21 protein-coding genes and 2 pseudogenes are annotated in these 19,777 nt (G+C 69.3%); 13 read left to right on the top strand and 10 right to left on the bottom strand.

Annotated features, from left to right (window positions below):
- Positions 1-8: 8 nt before the first annotated feature.
- Complete coding sequence (locus QRX50_RS03170) at positions 9-1,442, bottom strand: aldehyde dehydrogenase family protein (RefSeq protein WP_285970494.1); 1,434 nt, start codon at positions 1,440-1,442, stop codon at positions 9-11.
- Positions 1,443-1,444: 2 nt separating this feature from the next.
- Positions 1,445-2,419, bottom strand: coding sequence for a deoxyribose-phosphate aldolase (gene deoC / locus QRX50_RS03165; protein WP_285970493.1), 975 nt, complete (start codon positions 2,417-2,419; stop codon positions 1,445-1,447).
- A 396-nt stretch (positions 2,420-2,815) separates the two neighbouring features.
- Between deoC and QRX50_RS03160 the strand changes: the two genes are divergently transcribed.
- Positions 2,816-4,138 (top strand): alpha/beta hydrolase, encoded by a 1,323-nt coding sequence (locus tag QRX50_RS03160; protein ID WP_285970492.1) that lies wholly within the window; start codon positions 2,816-2,818, stop codon positions 4,136-4,138.
- 108 nt (positions 4,139-4,246) lie between these two features.
- Here QRX50_RS03160 and QRX50_RS03155 read toward each other — a convergent pair whose 3' ends face one another.
- A complete protein-coding gene (locus QRX50_RS03155; RefSeq protein WP_285974344.1) occupies positions 4,247-4,873 on the bottom strand; it encodes a DUF1707 SHOCT-like domain-containing protein in 627 nt (208 codons plus the stop codon).
- A 107-nt stretch (positions 4,874-4,980) separates the two neighbouring features.
- Here QRX50_RS03155 and QRX50_RS03150 point away from each other — a divergent pair, with 107 nt between their 5' ends.
- Positions 4,981-5,427: a protein-tyrosine phosphatase family protein gene (locus tag QRX50_RS03150; protein WP_285970491.1), complete on the top strand. Its 447-nt coding sequence runs from the start codon at positions 4,981-4,983 to the stop codon at positions 5,425-5,427.
- Here the strand turns inward: QRX50_RS03150 and QRX50_RS03145 are convergent.
- Both QRX50_RS03145 and QRX50_RS03140 read right to left on the bottom strand, forming a co-directional pair.
- Entirely contained in the window at positions 5,411-5,650 is a 240-nt protein-coding gene (locus QRX50_RS03145; RefSeq protein ID WP_285970490.1) for a DUF397 domain-containing protein, read from the bottom strand. The genes QRX50_RS03150 and QRX50_RS03145 overlap by 17 nt on opposite strands.
- Positions 5,647-6,516: a helix-turn-helix domain-containing protein gene (locus QRX50_RS03140; RefSeq protein WP_285970489.1), complete on the bottom strand. Its 870-nt coding sequence runs from the start codon at positions 6,514-6,516 to the stop codon at positions 5,647-5,649. Before QRX50_RS03140 ends, QRX50_RS03145 begins: the two co-directional genes overlap by 4 nt.
- A 25-nt stretch (positions 6,517-6,541) precedes the next feature.
- On the opposite strand from QRX50_RS03140, the gene QRX50_RS03135 reads away from it, so the two are divergent.
- The 4 genes from QRX50_RS03135 to QRX50_RS03120 all read left to right on the top strand — a co-directional run bounded on the left by QRX50_RS03135 (position 6,542) and on the right by QRX50_RS03120 (position 9,363).
- On the top strand, positions 6,542-6,835 hold the full coding sequence (locus tag QRX50_RS03135) for a hypothetical protein (protein WP_285970488.1): 294 nt from the start codon (positions 6,542-6,544) through the stop codon (positions 6,833-6,835).
- A gap of 5 nt (positions 6,836-6,840) precedes the next feature.
- Positions 6,841-7,464 carry a uracil phosphoribosyltransferase gene (gene upp / locus QRX50_RS03130; RefSeq protein WP_285970487.1) on the top strand — a complete coding sequence of 208 codons (624 nt, stop codon included), beginning with the start codon at positions 6,841-6,843 and terminating at the stop codon, positions 7,462-7,464.
- A gap of 103 nt (positions 7,465-7,567) precedes the next feature.
- Positions 7,568-8,128 carry an RNA polymerase sigma factor gene (locus QRX50_RS03125; RefSeq protein ID WP_285970486.1) on the top strand — a complete coding sequence of 187 codons (561 nt, stop codon included), beginning with the start codon at positions 7,568-7,570 and terminating at the stop codon, positions 8,126-8,128.
- Positions 8,125-9,363, top strand: a complete 1,239-nt coding sequence (locus QRX50_RS03120; protein ID WP_285970485.1) for a hypothetical protein — start codon at positions 8,125-8,127, stop codon at positions 9,361-9,363. The genes QRX50_RS03125 and QRX50_RS03120 overlap by 4 nt, the downstream gene beginning before the upstream one ends.
- Here QRX50_RS03120 and QRX50_RS03115 read toward each other — a convergent pair.
- The 5 genes and pseudogenes from QRX50_RS03115 to QRX50_RS03105 form a co-directional block, all read right to left on the bottom strand.
- The gene (locus tag QRX50_RS03115; protein WP_285970484.1) at positions 9,350-10,201 is read right to left on the bottom strand and encodes an SAM-dependent methyltransferase; all 852 of its coding nucleotides are present in this window, start codon (positions 10,199-10,201) and stop codon (positions 9,350-9,352) included. The two genes, QRX50_RS03120 and QRX50_RS03115, sit on opposite strands and share 14 nt — an antisense overlap.
- A gap of 11 nt (positions 10,202-10,212) precedes the next feature.
- Positions 10,213-10,590: a class I SAM-dependent methyltransferase gene (locus QRX50_RS03110; protein ID WP_285970483.1), complete on the bottom strand. Its 378-nt coding sequence runs from the start codon at positions 10,588-10,590 to the stop codon at positions 10,213-10,215.
- A 33-nt stretch (positions 10,591-10,623) separates the two neighbouring features.
- Positions 10,624-10,779 (bottom strand): annotated as a pseudogene (locus QRX50_RS49375) (hypothetical protein); the annotation flags it as partial.
- A 70-nt stretch (positions 10,780-10,849) separates the two neighbouring features.
- Positions 10,850-10,930 (bottom strand): annotated as a pseudogene (locus QRX50_RS49370) (hypothetical protein); the annotation flags it as partial.
- Between the two features lie 92 nt (positions 10,931-11,022).
- Positions 11,023-11,646, bottom strand: coding sequence for a TetR/AcrR family transcriptional regulator (locus QRX50_RS03105; protein ID WP_285970482.1), 624 nt, complete (start codon positions 11,644-11,646; stop codon positions 11,023-11,025).
- A gap of 213 nt (positions 11,647-11,859) precedes the next feature.
- Here QRX50_RS03105 and QRX50_RS03100 point away from each other — a divergent pair, with 213 nt between their 5' ends.
- From QRX50_RS03100 to QRX50_RS03070, 7 genes are all read left to right on the top strand, one after another.
- Positions 11,860-12,261 (top strand): MerR family transcriptional regulator, encoded by a 402-nt coding sequence (locus QRX50_RS03100; protein WP_220246259.1) that lies wholly within the window; start codon positions 11,860-11,862, stop codon positions 12,259-12,261.
- Positions 12,258-13,238, top strand: coding sequence for an aldo/keto reductase (locus tag QRX50_RS03095; RefSeq protein WP_285970481.1), 981 nt, complete (start codon positions 12,258-12,260; stop codon positions 13,236-13,238). The genes QRX50_RS03100 and QRX50_RS03095 overlap by 4 nt, the downstream gene beginning before the upstream one ends.
- 80 nt (positions 13,239-13,318) lie before the next feature.
- Positions 13,319-14,320 carry an aldo/keto reductase gene (locus QRX50_RS03090; RefSeq protein ID WP_285970480.1) on the top strand — a complete coding sequence of 334 codons (1,002 nt, stop codon included), beginning with the start codon at positions 13,319-13,321 and terminating at the stop codon, positions 14,318-14,320.
- 157 nt (positions 14,321-14,477) lie between these two features.
- Positions 14,478-16,034: an NAD(P)-binding domain-containing protein gene (locus tag QRX50_RS03085; protein WP_285970479.1), complete on the top strand. Its 1,557-nt coding sequence runs from the start codon at positions 14,478-14,480 to the stop codon at positions 16,032-16,034.
- Between the two features lie 3 nt (positions 16,035-16,037).
- Entirely contained in the window at positions 16,038-17,081 is a 1,044-nt protein-coding gene (locus QRX50_RS03080; RefSeq protein WP_285970478.1) for an alpha-hydroxy acid oxidase, read from the top strand.
- Between the two features lie 5 nt (positions 17,082-17,086).
- Positions 17,087-18,490, top strand: coding sequence for a cytochrome P450 (locus QRX50_RS03075; protein ID WP_434533319.1), 1,404 nt, complete (start codon positions 17,087-17,089; stop codon positions 18,488-18,490).
- A complete protein-coding gene (locus QRX50_RS03070; RefSeq protein ID WP_285970476.1) occupies positions 18,487-19,770 on the top strand; it encodes a cation:proton antiporter in 1,284 nt (427 codons plus the stop codon). Before QRX50_RS03075 ends, QRX50_RS03070 begins: the two co-directional genes overlap by 4 nt.
- Positions 19,771-19,777: the final 7 nt, after the last annotated feature.

Here is a 19,777-nt window from a genome sequence, read left to right as displayed (position 1 = left end):
GCGTTGAATCAGACACTGAGGTAAGCCTCCAGTCCTGTGCGCCCGCCCTCGCGGCCGAACCCGGACTCCTGGTAGCCGCCGAACGGCGCGGCGGGGTCGAAGCGGTTGAACGTGTTGGCCCAGACGACGCCGGCCCGGAGCTTGTTCGCCATCCAGAGGATGCGCGAACCCTTCTCGGTCCAGATGCCGGCCGACAGCCCGTACGGCGTGTTGTTGGCCTTCGCCACGGCCTCGTCCGGCGTGCGGAACGTGAGCACCGACAGCACCGGCCCGAAGATCTCTTCGCGCGCGATCCGCATCGACTGGTGCACGTCGGAGAACACCGTGGGAGCGAAGAAGAACCCGCGGTCGGGCACCGGGCACGGGCTGGTCCAGCGCTGCGCGCCCTCCGCGTCGCCGGATTCCACGAGCCCGCGGATCTTCGCCAGCTGCTCGGCGGAGTTGATGGCACCGATGTCGGTGTTCTTGTCGAGCGGATCGCCCATCCGCAGCGTCGAGACGCGGTAGCGCAGCTTTTCCATGACCTCCTCGGCCACGGACTCCTGCACCAGCAGCCGCGAACCCGCGCAGCAGACGTGGCCCTGGTTGAAGAAGATCCCGTTGACGATCCCCTCCACGGCCTGGTCGAGCGGCGCGTCGTCGAACACGACGTTGGCCGCCTTGCCGCCGAGCTCCAGCGTGAGCTTCTTGCGCGTGCCCGCCACCGTGCGCTGGATCAGCTTGCCGACCTCGGTCGAGCCGGTGAACGCGATCTTGTCGACGTCACCGTGTTCCACCACGGCCGCACCGATGTCCCCGGCGCCCGGCAGGATGTTCACGACACCCGGCGGGAGTTCGGCCTGCTGGCAGATCTCGGCGAACACCAGCGCCGTGAGCGGCGTGGTCTCCGCCGGCTTGAGCACGACGGTGTTGCCGGTGGCCAGCGCGGGCGCGATCTTCCACGCCAGCATCAGCAGCGGGAAGTTCCACGGGATCACCTGGCCCGCCACACCCAGCGGCTTGGGGTTCGGGCCGTAGCCCGCGTAGTCGAGCTTGTCGGCCCAGCCGGCGTGGTAGAAGAAGTGCGCGGCGGCCGTGGGGACGTCGGAATCGCGCGATTCCTTGATGGGCTTGCCGTTGTCGAGCGACTCCAGCACCGCCAGCTCGCGCGAGCGCTCCTGGATCAGGCGCGCGATGCGGAAGAGGTACTTCGCCCGCTCGCTGCCCGGCATCTTCGACCAGACGGTGTCGTAGGCTTTGCGCGCCGCGCGCACGGCGGTGTCCACATCGGACACCGACGCCGTGCCGACCTCCGCGAGGATCTCCTCGGTGGCCGGGTTCACGGTCTTGAGCGGCTCGCCCGAACCGTCGACGAACTCGCCGCCGATGAACGGCCGGTAGTGGTCCTTGAGGTTCGCGATGTCGCGCGACTCGGGCGCGGGGGCGTATTCGAAGATGCCCATGGTCAGTCCACCGTCACGTAGTCGGGGCCGCTGTAGTGGCCGTCCACCTGGGTGCGCCGCTGCAGCAGCAGGTCGTTGAGCAGGCTGGACGCGCCGAAACGGAACAGGTTCGGGGTCAGCCACTGCTCACCGGCCACCTCGTGCACGGCGACGAGGTACTTGATCGCGTCTTTCGCCGTGCGGATGCCGCCCGCGGGCTTCACTCCGCGCAGCTCGCCGGTCTGCTCGTGCCAGTCGTGCACCGCCTGCAGCATCACGTGCGTGACCGGTAGCGTCGCAGCGGGGGAGACCTTGCCGGTGGACGTCTTGATGAAGTCACCACCGGCCAGGAGCGCCAGCCACGACGCGCGGCGGACGTTGTCGTACGTCGCCAGTTCGCCGGTTTCCAGGATCACCTTCAGGTGTGCTTCGCCGCACGCCGCCTTGATCGCGCGGATCTCGTCGAAGACGTCCATGTAACGGCCTTCGAGGAACGCGCCGCGGTCGATCACCATGTCGACCTCGTCCGCGCCGTACTCCACGGCCAGGCGCGTGTCGGCCAGCTTCACCTCGCGGCTGGTGCGCCCGGACGGAAACCCGGTCGCGACGCTCGCCACGTGTACGGCACTGCCCTTGAGCGCGTCGACCGCGGCCTCGACCATGTCGGGGTACACGCACACGGCGGCCACGCGCGGGCAGTCCTGCCGCTCCGGGTCGGGGCGCAGGGCTTTCGCCGCGAGCCCGCGGACCTTGCCCCGCGTGTCGGCGCCCTCGAGCGTGGTCAGGTCGACCATCGAGATGGCGGTGTCGATCGCCCAGCGCTTGGCGTCTTTCTTGATGCTGCGTGTGCCCAAGGCCGCCGCTCGCTGCTCGACCCCGACCTGGTCGACGCCGGGCAGCCCGTGCAGGAACCGCCGCAGGCTCGCCTCGTCGCGAGTCACGTCCGCCAGCGGCGCCGGGGTGTCCGGCGCCGCGTTCGGGCTGGTGGTTGTGGTCATGCCTGTGAGTGTAGGTCGGCCACGTCCTGTGCCGGGTCACTCACGGGAATCTGTGGACAGGTGCGTTCGGGCCGCGAGTTGTCCACAGGTCGTGATCGTTTCCTTGCGCGTCGATGGACTGCGGATCAGGCTGAGCTGACGAGGACCGGACCACGGCCAACGCCAACGCCAACGCCGCCAGGCGTCGGGCGTCGGGCGCGAGCCCTGGCGAGGTGCGAGCAGAACATCCCGCCGTAGAAGATGACGAAATGATCTTGTACGGCTACGCTCCACTGCGTCGGTTTAATGTCGAGCTTCCACGGTGTCGGCCGGCCACCGCTTGCACACCTGGTGCCTCAGCGCCTCCACCGGTGTGGCCTCGCTGGCTTCCCGCTCGAGCACGCAAGGAGCTTCCGCATGCAGCAATCGCGACGAATGGGCCGGGCCGGAATCCCGCTTCTCGCGACGATCCTGGCCACGTCGGTTTTCGTGGCACCGGCCGGTGCCACGCCCGGCATCACCGAGTGCCGGAACGTCGTGGTCCCGGTGACCGTCGGCGGGGCGACCGGGCCGATCGCGGGGACGCTGTGCACTCCGCCCGGTGCGAAGGCGGTGCAGCTGCTGGTATCCGGCTGGACGTACAACCGGGGATACTTCGACTTCGGTTACCAGCCCGAGACGTACTCCTACGCGCAGGCCGCGAACCGGGACGGGTACGCGACACTGGCGATCGACCGGCTCGGCTCGGGTGCGTCGCTGCACCCGCTGAGCCTGTTCGACACCTTCGAGGCCGACGTGCGGACCGTCCACGAGGTCGTCTCCGCGCTGCGCGGGGGATCCCTGGGCACGGCGTTCTCGTCGGTGGCGACGGTGGGCCACAGCGTCGGGGCGGCGGTCGTGGCCACCGAAGCCGGCAAATACCATGACGTCGGCGCGCTCGTCACTACTGGGTTCAGCCACGCCTACAACTACGCGAACGGCTACGTGAGCGCCGTCGGCCGCGACGAACCCGCGGTTGGCGACCCGCGCTTCGCCGGGCTGGCGCTCGATCCGCTGTACGTCACCAGCGATCCGGGCACCGCGGGGCGCAGCGGCAGCCTGTACTACGCGCCGAACGCGGACCCGGCCGTGGTCGCCTACGACGACGAGCACTTGCGGGACACGGACAACCTCGTCGAGGGCGCGACGTTCTCCACCTACCCGGTCAACGACTCGACGCGCACGCTGGACGTCCCCGTGCTCGACGTGGCCGGCGACCACGACCCGCTCTTCTGCGGGCTCACCGGCGGTCCGTGCTCGTCGTCGGCCACGCTCGCCGAGTTCGAGAAGCGGTTCTACGCCCCGGGCGCACCAGTGGAGGCCTACGTTGTCCTACACACCGGCCACGATCTGACGCTGGAGAAGACGTCCCCAGAGTCGACTGCGCGGATCCTGGAGTTCGTCGACGCGCACCTCGGGCAGGGCCGCGGCGCGACCGAAACCACCCGGGGCCCTCGGCCGCCGCTGCCTCGGCCCGAACCCGCGCAGCCGTCGGCCCCGGCCACTCTCCTGAGCACCGCGTTCGTCACGGCCGTGCAGCCGCTCGCCGAGGCCTACGACAAGGCGGTACCTTCGGTTCCCGGCCTGGGCGATCAGACCAGCGTCTACAGCAACCCCGCCGCGGCGGCCATGCTTGCCGAGGTGAGCGGCCTCGTGGATCAGTTCGCCGGCGACGCCGTCCAGTCCAGCCTCGGCGGCTGAGCCATCACCGCTGGCCGGGTATCGCCCGGTGAAGCCATTTCCGGATGCCTGAACGACGCCGGGCGGCCCAGCGTCTCCAGGAACTCATGCGGCCCGCGGCGCAGGCGGTCAGCTTTCCAGTTGCGAGTTGTCCTTCTTCGCCTTCTTGCGGTAGACGACCACGCCGCCCCAGAAGGCGAGGCCGTTGATGGTCAGGGTGGGGGCCGTGGCAGGGGCGGGTGGGGCGCCGGACTTGTCTTCGAGGATGAAGCCGCCCATGAGGCCGAGGCCGGTGACGTCGACGTTGATGTCGTCGGGGACCGTGATCTCGATGCCGCCCATGATGGCGACGGCGGTGATGGTGGATTGTTTGTCGGCGAAGCGCGCGCTGCGGAGGTCGATCTCCGTGCCACCCCAGAAGGCGACGCTGGTGTGCTGCGGCGGGAGGACCCAGCTGCCCTTGCGGATGGCGCCGGAGAGGACGCCGATCGAGACGTTCGAGCCCGGGTGGCCGCCGATGCGGCTGTCGGGGAGGCCGAGGGCGCGGCTGGTGGCCGGCTGCAGAGCCGAAGAGGGCGTTGACGGCGTGGCGCCGATCGGCAGGTCGCGGGTCACGGGCTTCAGCTCGCCGATGGTCTTCGCCGCGTAGACGGTGGAGAGCCGCTCCTCGAGCTCGGTCATCGTGATGCGGCCCTCGGACAAGGCTTGGTGCAGAACCTGCGCGACCTGCTCGCGGTCGGCGTCGGAGGCCCGCATCTGGTCGGGGCTCGGAAGGGCTGCGTCGTCACTCACCCGGGGCAGCCTAGCCCGATCGGGGGTGGTCCGGGGTCCATCGAACGACGGATAAGGGCCAAGATGGGGCGATGGCATCTGCTCTGGTGGGGACCCTCGCACTGCCCGACGGCGCCGTCGTACGCGGACGCGGCCTCGGCCGGCCCGCGCCGGACGGCCCGGCTCCGACTTACGGCCTCTACCTGGGGTCGAACCGACTGCGCCGCAAACACGACGACAGTCTCACCTGGGACCACGACTGGATCCGCTGGCCGGACTTCCTGCTACCGCTGAACTGGGCCGACGCGCGGCGCAAGATCCTCGCGCTGCACGCCCGCGCGCTGGCGGGGGAATCGGTGGAGGTGGCCTGCTACGGAGGAGTCGGCCGCACCGGCACGGTCCTCGCCTGCCTTGCCACCATCGCCGGCTTGTCCCCGGACAACGCCATCACGTGGGTACGCGAGAACCACCACCACCGGGCCGTCGAAACGGCCTGGCAGCGGCGGTGGGTTCGCTGGTTCGCTAGCGCGCAGAGCTGAGGAAGGCGGTCCACGCGGTCGGCGACACGGTGAGGTGGCCGCCCGCGCGGTCCTTCGTGTCGCGGATCCCGATCTCGACCGGTGAGGTGGCGACCTCGACGCAGTTGGAGTCGTTGGTGCTGTAGGAGCTCTTGCGCCAGGCTGCGAACTCGACGCAGTTGGACTGGTCAGTCGTGTAGGAGCTCTTGCGCCACGCGGCCTGTGTGAAGCTTGGGGCGATCATGGTTCGTACTCCTCAGCTGGTGTCGGCTCGCCGATCATATCGGCAATCAGCCGGGCCGAGTCGCCATGTGACAGGGCTACCCGGCCAATGTCACTCCATGCTGCCTTGAGGCTGTGAACCTGATCGTCTTTTTCCAGGAAGCTACTGGTGCCTCGGCTCTCGACATGGGCCAAGGTCGGCTCCGCAGCGAATTCAAGTAACACAAATGGACCGCGCAGGCCCGGATGTGCACCCGCCTTGATTGGCACCACTTGAAGAGTCACGTTCGACCGCTGCCCGAGCTGGATGAGGTGTCGGAGCTGCGCATGCATAATCTCTTCACTACCGATCGGCCGCTGCAAGATCATCTCATCGACCATGAGCTGCACTCGGGGCGCGTTGTGCCGCCCGAGAATGAGCTGGCGAGTTACCCGTGCTGCGACAAGGTTCTCAAGTTCGGCTTCGGCGAGCTTGGCATCTCCTCCTCGCAGCAGTGCACGTGCATAATCGGGGGTCTGCGCGAGGCCTGGCAACACCAGCGATTCATAGTTGCGGATCGAGGTTGCTTCGTCTTCGAAGCGGATCAGGTCCTTCCACGAGGACGGTAGTTTCCCTGTCACTTCATGCCAGTTGCGCTCCTCGCCGCCCCTCACGAGCGCCATGAGCTCTTGCCGCAGATCCGACGGAGCCTGCAGGAAACCTAATATCGCGGCGACGTCGTCGGGGTACAGGCCGCGGTCGCCCGTTTCCATGCGGGTGATCTTGCTCTCCGAGAAGTCCACGCCTTCGGCTACCTGTTTGCAGGTCATCTTCCGCAGTAACCGCAGGCGGCGCAGTTCCCCGGAAACTCTCCGCTGCCGAACGGAGACCCCTTTGTTCTTCGTCATGGGCACACTTTGTCCTCTTGCCACGGTGGCACGAAAGATCGCTCACCTGAAGGAAGGTTGCGTGCGGTTCTGGCATCGGGAGAACGTTTGGCTCGTGTTCTCGCGGAGGAGGAAACCCATGCGCCAGTCTTGGAAGATCAGTGGATCCTACGCCAACTGGAGGATCATTGTCAGCATCGAGCCGCCGGATGATGCGAACGTCGCGGATGTGCCGGAGTGGCCGTACGACAAGCTGGCGCCTGTCGTCGGGCATTTCTTCGAGGCGGTGAACTACTACGAGATGAGCCGAGACGCGGACGACACCCGGCAGCTAAGTTAGGTGGCATGGATGTGCACGTCGTCGATCACCCGTTGGCCAAGGCCCGTCTGTCCACGATGCGTGACGCGCGGACGGACAGCGCCGCGTTCCGGGCCGCGCTGCACGAGCTGACCATGATGCTCGTGTACGAAGCCACCCGCGACGTGCCGGTGCGCACCGAGCGGATCCACACGCCCGTCGCGCGCACGGAGGCCTACCGGCTGGCCAGCCCGCCGCTGCTGGTCCCCGTGCTGCGCGCCGGCCTGGGCATGGCCGACGAGGCGCACAAGATGATCCCCGACGCGCAGATGGGGTTCGTCGGGCTCGCGCGCGACGAGGAAACCCTCAAGCCGACCCCCTACCTGGAGTCGCTGCCGGAATCGCTGGCCGACCGGCCCGTGATGGTGCTCGACCCGATGCTCGCCACCGGGGGCTCGATGGAGTACACCATCCGCCTGCTCACCGACCGGGGCGCCACGGACGTGACCGCCATTTGCGCGCTGGCCGCGCCCGAAGGTCTGGCGCACCTGGAGAAGACCGGGCTGCCGGTGCGCGTGGTCACCGCGAGCATCGACGAGCGGCTCAACGACTCCGGCTTCATCGTCCCCGGGCTCGGCGACGCGGGAGACCGCCAGTACGGCGCGGTCTGAACAAGCGGTCTGAACAACGGGTCTGAACAAGCGGTCTGAACCAGCAGCCGAAACCGAAGAACCAGATCCACAACAAACCCCGGGTACCCGGCCACTTCCCGGTGTGACCATCCAAGAGGTGCCCGTGGACGCCGAACTGTTCGGCCGCGCGGCAGGCGGGGACGAGAGGGCGTTCGGCGAGCTGTTCGAACGCCACGCGCAGGCGGTGTGGAACCACGCCTACCGGCTGACCGGGTCGTGGGCGCTCGCCGAAGACCTGACGTCGAACACGTTCCTCATCGCCTGGCGCAAGCGGGCCGAGCTGAAGCTGATCAGGGACAGCGCGCTGCCGTGGCTGTACACCGTCGCGGGCAACCTCGCCCGCACGGAACACCGCGGCGCGCACCGGCGGCTGCGGCTGCTGAGACGGATCCCCGAGCCGCCCACGGTGTCGGACCACGCCGGGACCGTCGCCGATCAGCTCGACGGCGAAGCGCGGCTGAAAGAAGTCGTCGAGGCCGTCTCCCGGTTGCCCAAGGCGCAGCGCCAGGTCGTGGAGCTGTGCCTGCTGGGCGACCTGCCGACCGTCGACGCGGCTGCGGTGCTCGAAGTCGCGGAGGTCACCGTCCGCTCGCACCTGTCCCGGGCACGAGCCCACCTGCGTGCCCTTCTGGAGGACAAATGATCGACAACCTCCCCCCGCGCCGCGAACTGCCGCCCGAGGTGCGCGACCGCATCCGGCTGCGCGTTCGGGCCGGGCTCGACGAGGCCACCCGGCCGGCTCACCGAAGGCGTTCCGTGTGGCTCGTGGCCGCGGCCGTCGTGGTGGTGGCCACCGGTGTGGTGTTCGCGACCGGCGTACCGCGAGGCGACTCGGCGGGACCACTCGCCCCCGCGGCGCCGCGCAACTCGGGCCAGGAGATGCTCGATCGCTGCTGGAACGCGATGAAGCCCTACTACCCCGAAATCGGCGATCCGCGCGGCTGGAACATCCCGTTCACCCTGGTTCACGGCGATGCGACGGTGACCGCGGCGATGATCGGCGACCAGCCGCTGTTCTGCGAGACAACCCTGACGACGGTGACCATCTCGGACCCCGACGCGCCCCCCGCACCCGTGCCCGGCACGAAGGCCAAGGTGTACCTGCGCACGGCCGACGGCCTGGTGGCGGGGTTGGCGGACCCGGCGTGGCGGGGCGTGCAGGCCGTCGCACCCGGCGTGACGCTGCAGCCGGACGGACCGCCGGCGTGGTGGCTCTCGTCGCTGTCGCACCAGTTCGCGGTGTTCACCGGCGCGGGCCCGGCGGTGCCGCTCGCCCTCGGGCCCGAGGGCGCAGAGGTGGACCCGTCCGCACTCGTCTCGGCCCCGGCCGCGCTCACCGTCAAGGTCGACCGGCCGGCGTCGGCGGAGCGCCGGTCCGAGGCCGGCATGTTCCTCGACGAATGTCTCGCGTCGTCTGCGCAACAGGTGCCCGACCGAGGCGCCTATGTCGCCGGGGCTTTCTTGAGCTGGAACAACCGCAAACTGATCGTCGCCCGGCTGGGCCAGCACGTGCTCACCTGCTCGGCGCGCCCGGATCCGGGGAAGCCGGGGGCGACCTACTACGCCGTGAACCCTTCCTCGGTGCAAGACCTGAAGCCGGGCGCGGGTGGTGGAGCGCTGGCCCCGGTGCTGGCGCCGGTGAAGGAAACGGGTGAGCCGGAGCGGCTGGTGTTCGCCGGGGGCGTACCGGAGAACGTGACGAGGGTTTCGGTCACCTACCCCGGCGGTCAGCCGAAGGACGCGGTGGTGGCGCACGGAACGTTCGCGATCTGGCACACCGACGCCGACAATTCGTCCATTGTGGACGGGAGGACGGATGTGAAGGCCTACGACGCCGCGGGCAACGTGGTGATCGAGGCTTCGCTCAAGCTGTTCTGAGCGGCTTCGACCCGATCACCCAGCGGATCTGGGTGATCGGGTCGACGACAGCGGGGTCGGGGCCCCGGCCGTAGCGGGTGGTGAAGTCGGCGACGGGGGCGCTGGTCACCGTCCAGCCGGCGGCGCGCAGGTTGGCGGCCGAGTCGGGGCGGGTGCCGTCGTCGAATAGGGCACCGATGTCGGTGCCTGTGCTCGTTCCGGTGGCGGTGTAGAGGTCGTGTGTGCGCAGGGACTCGGCTTCCTGGCCGAGCACGATCTCGTAGCCGAGTTCGCTGCCGGGCGCGGAGAGCCGGTGGATGTGCGCCATCAGCCGGGCCTCAGCGGCGCCGGAAAGATACGGCAGGACGCCTTCGACGAGCCACGCGGTCGGCTGAGCGGGGTCGAAACCCGCGTCGGTCAGGACCTTGGCCCAATCTTCGGCCAGGTCGGCGACCAGGAACTCATGCCGGGGCCGAGGTGCCGCGCCGGCGAGGACGCGGCGTTTGAAACCGAGGACGTCGGCGCGGTCGAGCTCGAAGAACTGCAGGTCGACGGGCAGGTCGAGGCGCCACGCGCGGGTGTCGAGGCCGGAGCCGAGCAGCGCGATCTGGTCGACTCGCGAAGAAGCGGCCAGCAGGAAGTCGTCGAACGCGCGGGTGCGCAGGCCGGAGTAGGCGCCGCCGCGGCCCCACACCGGGTCGGCGTCGCCGAGTTCGACGTCCTCGATGCGGGTCGGCAGCCGCAGATCGGGTTCGGCGGCGCGGACGAACCGCTCGGCCCACTCGTCGTGCACCAGGCCGTCGGGCCGGTTGGTCTCGATGGCGCGCGCCGCGGCGATCATGAGGGCCGTGGCGCTCACTCCGGAATCCATCACTTCAGCCGCCCGGAAGTGTTGTCGGGCATAGCTTCTTCGGATGCATCGGGCTCAGCTGACTTGCGGCCGAAGGTCCATCGGAAGCCCGCGATCGGGTCGTCGACCGCGGGGTCGGGACCGCGGCCGTATCCAGGGGTGAAGTCGACGCCGTGGTTGCCCGTGACCTGCCAGCCGGCGGCCCGGAGCGCGGACGCGGAATCGGGGCGGACGCCGGTGTCGAGCAAGCCGCCCACGTCGTCGCCCGCAGTACTCGCGGTTGCCGCGTACATCTCGGGCGAGCGCGCTTCGTCGTCTGGCCTGGGGAAGGTCTCGTAGGCGATCTCGCTGCCCGGCGCGGACAGTTCATCGACCGTCGTCATCAGCTTCGTCTCCACAGTGCCGGGCAGAGAGAACAGAACACCTTCGATCACCCACGCGGTCGGCAGGTCCGGAGAAAATCCGGCGTCGAGCAGCGCTCGGCCCCAGCCGTCGGCCAGGGCGGCGGCGAGGAGTGGTGCTCCAGCGGGCTCTCGTGGTTGAGCACGCGACGCTGCCGCCGCGGCACCAGAAGGGGTCGGCGTCACCGAGTTCGATGTCTTCGACGCGGGTGGGCAGCCCGTCGCCCGCTCTGGACGCGCGCACGAACCGTTCGGCCCACGGGTCGCGGATCAGGCCGTCGGGCCGATGGGTCTCGACGGCGCGCGCGGCCGCGATCAAAATGGCTGTCGCGCTCACACCTGCGGTCAGGTCGGTTTCGGGCGTCGCCGCCTCCCTTCGAGTGTTGTCTACCCGGATTCCCGATCGGTCGGGTAGGTGGCTGGCGAAGATCAACCCGAAAGGTCATCCCCCGAGGTCTGTTGGGCCGCCAGCCACCCGGAAGCGTTGGCGCGCAAGGCTTCTTCATACGCGCCGCTCACGCTGAACTCCGGCGGCAGGTTCCCCGACAGCTCCAGCGACACCAGTCCGTGGACGAGGCCCCACGAGCTCACGATGATCACCTCGGGCGCGACGTCCGCGAACTGCCCCGACGCGATCCCGCGCCGGATGGTGTCCTCGAGCGGCTCGAGGGTCGCGCGGGCGAGGCGGTCGGCCTCGGCGTTGGGCTCGAAGCCGGGCACGGACCGGGTGAACATGATCGCGTACAGGTGCGGATCCGCCTGCGCGCTGGCGCGATAGGCGACGCCGAGGCGCACCAGGTCCGCGACGGCGTCGCCGGTCCGCGCCACAGCGTTCAGCCGCTCGCCGAAGCGGCGGAAGCCCTCGACGTACAGTGCGTTGACCAGGTCGGGCTTGCTGCCGAACAGCGAGTACACGGCCGTGGTCGACGTCCCGGCGTCGGCGGCCAGCTTGCGCAGGGACAGGGCCTTCGGGCCGTCGGCGGAGATCAGCTCGCCGGCCCGGTCCAGCAGCTTCAGCCGGAGGGCTTCGTCGTGCGTACGGGGACGGGGCATGTGCTCAGGGTAACGCAACGGTGTTACGGTACGCGACCCTTGGCCGGTGATCTGGTACGCGACGAGCGGTTCCGGGACGGTAGCGCCTCGACTGATCCGCTTCACGGGGCGAGCATTGTGGCGCTGGTCGCCTGCTGACCTGCACAATCCAGGCATCACCCCACCCGGTCGGGATTTGACCTGGAGCGCACTCCAGGTCGTACTGTCGAGCGCATGAGCTACTCGATAGCGGAAGCCGCACGACGTAGCGGCCTGTCGATCGACACCCTTCGGTACTACGAGCGGATCAAGCTCCTGGACCCGCCGGCCCGCGACGCGGCGGGGCGGCGCGCGTATTCGGACGACGATCTGAACTGGCTCGGGTTCCTCACCAAGCTGCGGCTCACCGGCATGCCCATCAAGAGCATGCGCGAGTACGCGTCACTGCGGCGCCACGGCGTCGCGAGCGCCGGGCGCCGCAAGGCGATCCTCGTGGAGCAACGCCAGTCGGTCGCCGACCGGATCGCCGAGCTTCAGGGGTGCCTGGACATTCTGGACTACAAGATCAGCAACTACGACCAGGTGGAACGCAAGGTCCTCGGCCACGTGTCCGCCATGGAGGAAATCTCCGCGTGATCGCTACAAGGAAACTCGGTGAGCTGGAAGTAAGCGCCCAGGGGCTGGGCTGCATGGGGATGAGCCAGGCGTACGGGGTGCGCGACGACGACAGCGAGTCGATCGCCACCGTGCACCGCGCGCTGGAGCTGGGCGTGACGCTGCTGGACACGGCCAACGTGTACGGGTCGGGCGAGAACGAGAAGCTGGTCGGCCGTGCGATCGCGGACCGGCGCGACCAGGTGGTGCTCGCCACCAAGTTCGGCATCGTGTGGAAGGACGGCAGCATGAGCGCGCGCGGCGACGCCGCGTACGTGAAGCAGAGCTGCGACGAGTCGCTGCAGCGCCTGGGCGTCGACCACATCGACCTCTACTACCAGCACCGCGTGGACCCGGACACGCCCGTCGAGGAGACGTGGGGCGCGCTGGCCGAGCTGGTGGCTGCCGGAAAGATCCGCTACGCCGGGATTTCCGAGGCGAACGCCGACACGATCCGGCGCGCCCACGCGGTGCACCCGGTCACGGCGCTGCAGAGCGAGTGGTCGCTGTGGACGCGCGGCATCGAGGCCGAGATCCTCGCGACCTGCCGTGAGCTGGGCATCGGCGTGGTGCCGTTCTCGCCGCTGGGCCGCGGGTTCCTGACCGGCGCCGTGACGTCGGTCAAGGACCTGCCCGAGGACGACATGCGCCGCGGGATGCCGCGCTTCGCCGACGGGAACTTCGAGCAGAACATGGCCATTGTGGACGCTTTGCGCGCGCTGGCCGAGCGGAAGGGCGTGACCGCGGGTCAGCTCGCGCTCGCCTGGGTTCAGGCCCAAGGTGACGACGTGGTGCCGATCCCGGGGACGAAGCGGCGCAAGTACCTCGAAGAGAACGTCGCGGCGGCGCAGCTGGAACTGTCCGAAGAGGACATAGCCGCGATCGAGCAGGCGGCTCCGGCCGACGCCGTGGCCGGGGCTCGGTACCCCGAGCGGCTCGCACGCGCGGCCGGCAAGTAAATCCCTTCCGTGAAGGGCTCCAGGGACTCCTGGGGCCCTTCACCGACTGCACTTTCACCGACTGAACTCCGGGAGAAAACATGGCCGGATCGACGCTGCCCGCCCGCCGCCTCGGCGCGCTCGAAGTGAGCGCCCAGGGCCTCGGCTGCATGGGGATGAGCGAGTTCTACGGCGAGGGTGACGACACCGAGTCGATCGCCACCATCCACCGCGCGCTGGAGCTGGGCGTGACCCTGCTCGACACCGCCGACATGTACGGCATGGGGGCCAACGAAGAGCTCGTCGGCCGCGCGATCGCCGACCGGCGCGACCAGGTGGTGCTCGCCACGAAGTTCGGTTTCGTGCGCGACCGCGAAGACCCGAGCAAGCGCGGGGTGCGCGGCGACGCGGCGTACGTGCGCGAGGCCGTGGAGAACTCGTTGCGGCGCTTGGGGATCGACCACATCGATCTCTACTACCAGCACCGCGTGGACCCGGACGTGCCCATTGAGGAGACGGTCGGGGCCATGGCCGAGCTGGTGCAGCAGGGCAAGGTGCGCCACCTGGGCCTGTCCGAAGCGGGCGCCGAGACGATCCGCCGCGCCCACGCGGTGCACCCGATCTCGGCCGTGCAGACGGAGTGGTCGCTGTGGTCGCGCGACATCGAGGACGCGGTGGTGCCCGCGTGCCGTGAGCTCGGCATCGGTCTGGTGCCGTACTCGCCGCTGGGCCGCGGGTTCCTGACCGGCAAGTTCACCTCGGCCGCGGACTTCGGCGAGGACGACTTCCGTCGCCAGACGCAGCCGCGCTTCGCCGAGGGGAATCTCGAGAAGAACGTCGCGATGGTCGAGGCGCTGCGGGCGCTGGCCGAGCGGAAGGGCGTGACCGCGGGTCAGCTCGCGCTCGCCTGGGTTCAGGCCCAAGGTGACGACGTGGTGCCGATCCCGGGGACGAAGCGGCGCAAGTACCTCGAAGAGAACGTCGGCGCCGTCGCGCTCGAACTGTCCGAAGAGGACATCCGGGCGATCGAGACCGCCGTGCCCGCCGCCGAGGTCGCGGGCACGCGGTACGCCGAGGCGGCGATGAAGCTCCTGTCACGCTGAGCCACCTAACCGTGAAGGGCACCTTGAGGGACACTCCCTCAAGGTGCCCTTCACGGTTTCTCACCTACTCACCCGCTGATCGGGATCTCTGAGCCTTTTCTGAGATCTCGGGTTCAGGCTGTCGGCCGTCAGGCGAAGATCGAGGCTGGAGGCCGGTGTGGTGGACGACGTTCTGGACTATCTGGTGGTCGGCGCGGGGCCCGCGGGGCTGCAGCTCGGCCGGCAGCTCGAACAGGCGGGGCACCGCTACCTGTTGCTCGAAGCGGGCCCCACGCCGGCCACGTTCTTCACCAGGTTCCCGCGCCACCGCACGCTGATCTCGATCAACAAGAAGCACACGGGCTGGACCGACCCGGAGCTCAACCTGCGCGTCGACTGGAATTCACTCCTCGACGACGGCCCCGACCCCTTGCTGTTCACCGACTACAGCGCCGAGCTCTTCCCGCCGGCCGAGACGTTCGTGCGCTACAACGCCGACTACGCGGCGAAGCACAAGATCGCCATCCGCTACGACACCCGGGTGACGCGGATCAGTCGTGACAGCGAAAGCGCTCTCTTCACGCTCACCGACGGCGACGGGAACACCTACACCACGAAGCGCCTGATCATGGCTACCGGCGTGACGAAGCCGTACATCCCCGACGTTCCGGGCATGGAACTCGTCGACCAGTACGCCGACTTCGACACCGACCCCGCGCAGTTCACCAACAAGCGCGTGCTCATCCTCGGCAAGGCCAACTCGGCCTTCGAGACCGCCGACAGCATCAACGCGTATGCGGCCGTGCTGCACGTCGCGGGCCCGCGGCCGGTGAAGCTCGCCTGGCGCACGCACTTCGTCGGGCACCTGCGCGCGTTCAACGCCGGCGTGCTCGACATGTACCAGCTCAAGCTGCAGCACGCGATCCTCGACGGCGACGTGCGCGAGATCCGCAAGGACGAAGACGGCTACCACGTGAAGTTCGCCTTCGCCCGAGCCGACGAGGTGGTGAAGGAGATCCGCTACGACCGGGTTATCGCCGCCACCGGCTTCCGCTTCGACGCCTCGATGTTCGACGAGGACTGCCGCCCCGAGCTCGCGATCAACGACCGCTTCCCGGCGCAGACGTCGTCGTGGGAGTCGGTGAACGTGCCCGGCCTCTACTTCGCCGGCACGATCACGCAGGTCCGCGACTTCAAGAAGGCCACCAGTGGCTTCATCCACGGCTTCCGCTACGGCGTGCGCGCGCTGTCGAAGGTGCTCGAAGAGCGCTACCACGACAACGAGTGGCCGCAGACCGTGCTCAAGGCCGAGACCGGCGAGCTCGTGGACGCCGTGCTCAAGCGCATCAACCGCACGTCGGGGCTGTTCCAGCAGTTCGGTTTCCTCGCCGACATCCTCGTCGTCGAGGGCGGCCAGGCGCGTTACCTCGAAGAGATGCCGGTGGCCCGGTTCGCCGACACTCCGCTCAACGACGCCGAAGACGCGTTCCTCATCACGCTCGACTACGGCCCGGACCACGACAAGGTCGACCCGTTCGACTTCACCGTGAAGCGGGCGAGCCAGGACGTCGCCAACGACAGCGGCGAGGGCCACTACCTGCACCCGATCGTCCGTCACTACCGGCGCGGCGAGCTCGTGGCCACCCACCACGTGACGGAGAACCTCGAGAACGAATGGGACCGCCCCGTGCACGTGGAGGCGCTCACGAAGTTCTTCACCGACCAGCTGGCCTGACCCGTGCGCACGATCTCGGAGCTCGAGGCCGTGGCGCGCGAGCGGCTCGACCCGGTGCACTACGACTTCTACGCGGGTGCCGCCGGCGACGAGCTGACGCTGCGGGCCAACGAAGAGGCGTTCTCCCGGCGCGTGCTCGTGCCCCGCGTGCTGCGGGGCGCGGCCAAGCGCGACCTGGCGACGGAGCTGGTCGGCTCGCCGCTGTCGATGCCGGTGCTGGTGTCGCCGACCGCGTTCCACCGGCTCGCGCACCCCAAGGGTGAGCTGGCCACGGCGAAAGCGGTCGCGAAAGCCGGCACGGTGCTGGTGGTGAGCATGGCCGCGACCACGGCCGTGGAGGACATCGCCGACGCCGCGCGCCAGGCCGCGACCGACCCGGCGCTGTGGTTCCAGCTGTACCTGCAGCCGGACCCGGAGTTCACGGAGTCCGTGGTGCGCCGCGCCGAACGCGCGGGCGTGCGGGCGTTCGTGGTCACCGTCGACTCGCCGGTGTTCGGCCGGCGCGAACGCGACCACCGCAACGGCTTCCACGACCTGCCGCCCGGGCTGGTCGTGGAGAACCTGCGCGACGGCTTGGGCCGCGTGCGCGACATCGAGATGTCGGCCGGGTTCACGTGGGAGCACGTGGCCTGGCTGAAACGCACGACGGCGCTTCCCGTGCTGCTCAAGGGAGTGCTGCACCCGGAAGACGCCCGCCTCGCGGTTGGGGCGGGCGTCGACGGGCTCGTGGTGTCGAACCACGGCGGCCGTCAGCTCGACACTGCCGTGTCTACTGTGGACGCTCTGCCCGCGCTGGCCGAGGCCGTGGCGGGGGCCATCCCGCTCGTGCTCGACGGCGGCGTGCGGCGGGGCACCGACGTGGTGAAGGCGCTCGCGCTGGGCGCCACCGCGGTCGGCGTCGGCCGGCCCGTGGTGTGGGGCCTCGCCGCGGCGGGTGAGGAAGGGGTGACGGAAGTGCTGGAACGCCTCCGGGAAGAAACCGACCACACGCTCGCGCTGTGCGGGGCCGCCGCGCCCGGCGACTTGACCGCGGACCTCGTCCGATGAGGCGGCTGATCACGGCCGCGCTGGCCGCCGGGCTCGTCGGTTCGCTGCCGAAGTGGCTGCCCGGCCGCGTGGTCGCGTTGCGGGTGAAGATCTTCGCGCTGGTCAACGGCGACGAAGGCCTCCCGATCCCCGGGCCCCGCGTCGGGGTCAAGGACTTTCGCCGGGTGTACGCCGACCCGGCGGCCAACGGGCGCAGCAAGGGCGCGGCACTGTCGGACCTGTTCTGGTACTGGCTCGCGCCCGGCCCGGAAGTCCACCAGGAGCACCTGGAAGCGGGCCCGCGGTACGACGAGGTCGCCAAGACCACGCGCCACATCCTCGTGAAGACGCGCGCGGAGTCGGAAGAGCTCACGCGCCGCGTGACGGAGCACGTGCTCGACGGCCTGGAGGTCGGCGACGGGCGGCTGATCCGGCTGCGTGACGAGATGATGCCGATCTGGGCCGAGCTGTACTACGAGCTCGTGTTCGGCGAGCCGTGCCCGCCCGAGGCGCGCGATCTCATCGTGGGCCACGCCGACGACGTCGTCTCGGCCCTGAAGTGCGTGCGGCCCCGCAACATGCGCCGTCGCGCGAAGCTCACGAAGTACCTGCGGCGGCGCCTGGGCGACATCCCGCACGCGCTGCCGACGCGGCTTACGCGCGACGAGCAGGTGTTCTACCTGCAGGGCACCTTCTTCAACACGGCCGTGGTGCAGATGTCGGAGGCGATGGCGCACCTGCTGATGATCATCGCGCAACACCCGGACGTGCAGCGGCGGCTGGTCGCGAACCCGGACGACGACGAGTACCTCGACCGCGTGATCGACGAGGGCCTGCGCACCTACCCGCTCTTCGGCATCGCCCACCGCATCACCACCGGCGACATCGAGCTCGACGACACGACAATCGACGCGGGCACCGTGCTTCTCTTCAGCTACCCCGACTTCCACCACGCGGGGTTCGAGCGGCCCGACGAGTTCGACCCGTCCCGCTGGGAGCCGCCCGTCGGTTGCCCGGCGCACGCAGCAGTGCCCGACAAAGCAGTGCCCGACAAAGCAGTGCCCGACAAAGCGGTGTCGAAGAAGGACGCCAACTTCCTGCCTTTCGGCGTCGCGCAGAACCGCGCGTGCCCGGCCCGCGGACTCGCGCCGATCACGATGCGGGTGGTCACGCGGGAGTTCCTGCGCCGCTACGCCGTCGCGTCGAGCGCGGCCCACACCCGCTCGATCCCCAACCGCGGCCCGGTGTTCCTCACCCCGCGCGGCTCGGCGCGCTCGACCCGCGGCCCGCTGGCATACCTCGCCGTGCGCGACCGCTGGGAAGACGTGTGGCGCAGCCTCGCCCAGCTCGTGTTCGGCACCTACATGGTGCTGGACGCGCGGCAGAAGCGTTTGTGCGTGAACTACTTCGCGAACCACGGAGGCGAATGATGACCGCGTCAGAGGCGGCGCCCGCGTTTTTCCTCGCGGCGGTGGTGATCCTGGTGGTGGTGCGGCTCGTGACCATGCTCGCCGTGAAGCTCGGGCAGCCGCCTGTGGTCGGCGAGATGGTGTCGGGGGTGCTGCTCGGGCCGTCGCTGCTCGGGCTCCTGCTGCCCGGTGTCCAGTCCTACCTGTTCCCCGACACCGTGCGCACGCTCGTGTACCTGGGCGGGCAGATCGGGCTCGTGCTCTACATGTTCGGCGCGGGCTACGAGTTCCGCACCAAAACGGTGCGGGAGTCGTCGAAACTGGTGGCCGCCGTGTCGAGCGCCGGCACCGGGGTCCCGCTCGTGCTGGGGATCGGCGTCGCCGTGCTGGGCTCCAGCTGGGTGGGCATCACCAAGCCGGGCGTCTCGCCGGTGGTTTCGGCGGCATTCGTCGGGGTCGCGATCGCGATCACGGCGTTCCCGATGCTCGCGCGCATCATCACCGAACGCGGCCTCACGAAAACGCGCTTCGGCTCGCTCGCGCTGGCGTGCGGCGCGGTCGACGACGTGCTCGCGTGGATCCTGCTGGCGGTGGTCGTCGGCATGCACGCGGGCTCGGTCGGGCCGATCGCGCTGGCACTGGGCGGCGGCGTGGTCTTCGCGCTGTTCGTGTGGATCGTCGCGCGGCGAGTGTTCGCGAAGATGTTCGCCAGCCCGCGGATGTCGGTGGACCAGCGGCTGCTCGTCACCGCGATGATCCTGTTCGCCGCCGCGTGGTTCACCGACACTATCGGGCTGTACGCGGTGTTCGGCGCCTTCATCACCGGCATCGCGTTCCCTCGCGGCGAGGCGGCCGACGCGGTGGTCTCGAAGCTGCTGCCGGTGGGCAACATCGTGTTCCTGCCACTGTTTTTCACCTACTCCGGCTTGAACACGCGGTTCGCGCTGCTGGCCGACCCGAACCTGCTGCTGTTCGCACTGCTGTGCGTGGTGGTGGCGATCGTCGGGAAGCTCGGGGCGTCGTGGGGTGCGGCGCGGCTGGCCGGGGAACCGCAGCCGGTCGCGTTGCGGATCGGCGTGCTCGTGAACGCGCGGGGGCTGATGCAGCTCATCGCGCTGAACGTAGGGCTGCAGGCCGGAATCGTGTCGCCGGCGCTGTTCACGGTGCTGGTGCTCGTGGCGCTGGTGACCACGATCATGACGGCGCCGGTGCTGAGCTGGCTCGATCGCCGGGATCGGCGGAAGTACTCGGCCGATCAGCTGCCGGAGTTCCTCCTTTCGGCCCAACCGGCGGGCAAATGATCAAATC

It is taken from the genome of Amycolatopsis sp. 2-15 (assembly GCF_030285625.1).
GTDB classification, from domain to species: domain Bacteria; phylum Actinomycetota; class Actinomycetes; order Mycobacteriales; family Pseudonocardiaceae; genus Amycolatopsis; species Amycolatopsis carbonis.
The sequence above is the reverse complement of the archived record's forward strand: the minus strand, read 5'-3'. Positions and strand labels throughout refer to the sequence as shown.